This window comes from Actinomadura logoneensis (assembly GCF_003428695.1).
Lineage (GTDB): Bacteria > Actinomycetota > Actinomycetes > Streptosporangiales > Streptosporangiaceae > Spirillospora > Spirillospora logoneensis.
On sequence record NZ_QURH01000444.1, the window covers coordinates 1 to 966 of the forward strand.

General features: G+C 67.6%; 1 protein-coding gene and 1 tRNA gene. One reads left to right on the forward strand and one right to left on the reverse strand.

Annotation, left to right across the window (positions count from 1 at the left end; all coding sequences use genetic code 11):
• Positions 1 to 187: 187 nt before the first annotated feature.
• Positions 188 to 269 (reverse strand) — tRNA-Tyr (locus tag DZF91_RS23200).
• Between the two features lie 167 nt (positions 270 to 436).
• Between DZF91_RS23200 and DZF91_RS23205 the strand changes: the two genes are divergently transcribed.
• A complete protein-coding gene (locus DZF91_RS23205) occupies positions 437 to 925 on the forward strand; it encodes a YajQ family cyclic di-GMP-binding protein (RefSeq protein WP_117359490.1) in 489 nt (162 codons plus the stop codon).
• The last annotated feature ends 41 nt before the right edge of the window (positions 926 to 966 follow it).

The following is a 966-nucleotide window of genomic DNA, read 5'->3' on the forward strand; positions in this document are numbered from 1 at the left end:
CCGGGCGCGCGCGGCCGGTGACCGGCGCCCACCGCCGCACGCTCCGGCCGCGCCGACGGCGGGCCGCGCCAACGGCGCGAGCGCCGACGCTCCTTGATCTCAAACGGCCAAATTCGGCAACCGGCCGGCAGGAAAACGATCAGCCCCTCACCAGGTTTCCCCTGGTGAGGGGCTGATCGTTGCACTGTGGCGGGTGCAGGGTTCGAACCTGCGTAGGCTAAGCCGACGGATTTACAGTCCGCTCCCATTGGCCACTCGGGCAACCCGCCGTGGTCGCCGCTGTCGCGGCGGCACTGGAAAGAATAGCGGACCTTGGGAGTGGGTGTGACATCCGTTCGGGTCGCTACGCTGGCGGGGCGCGCCGGGGTGGGCCCAGGGTCGCGCGCCTGGTGCTCGGGGCGGACGTATTCGCAGCCTAGAAGGGGTGAGGTGTCCGGTGGCGGACTCTTCCTTTGACATCGTCAGCAAGCTGGACCGGCAGGAGGTCGACAACGCGGTGAACCAGGCGGCCAAGGAGGTCGCCACCCGGTTCGACTTCCGGAACGTGGACGCCGGGATCAAGTGGTCCGGGGAGACGATCGAGATCCAGGCCAACACCGACGAGCGGGCCGCGGCGGTGCTGGACGTCCTGAAGGACAAGCTGGTCAAGCGGGGGATCTCGCTGAAGTCGATCGACCCGTCGGAGCCGAAGGCGTCCGGCAAGGTGCACAAGCTGAGCGTCGCGCTCAAGGAGGGCATCTCGCAGGAGAACGCCAAGAAGATCAGCAAGATCATCCGGGACGAGGGGCCGAAGGGCGTGAAGGCCCAGATCCAGGGTGAGGAGCTGCGGGTCAGCTCGAAGAAGAAGGACGACCTGCAGGAAGTGATCACCCTGCTCAAGGGGCAGGATCTCGACGTCGCCCTGCAGTTCGTCAACTACCGCTGATTCCGCGGCCGAGGGCGCGGGACGGGCAGAACGCCCGTCCC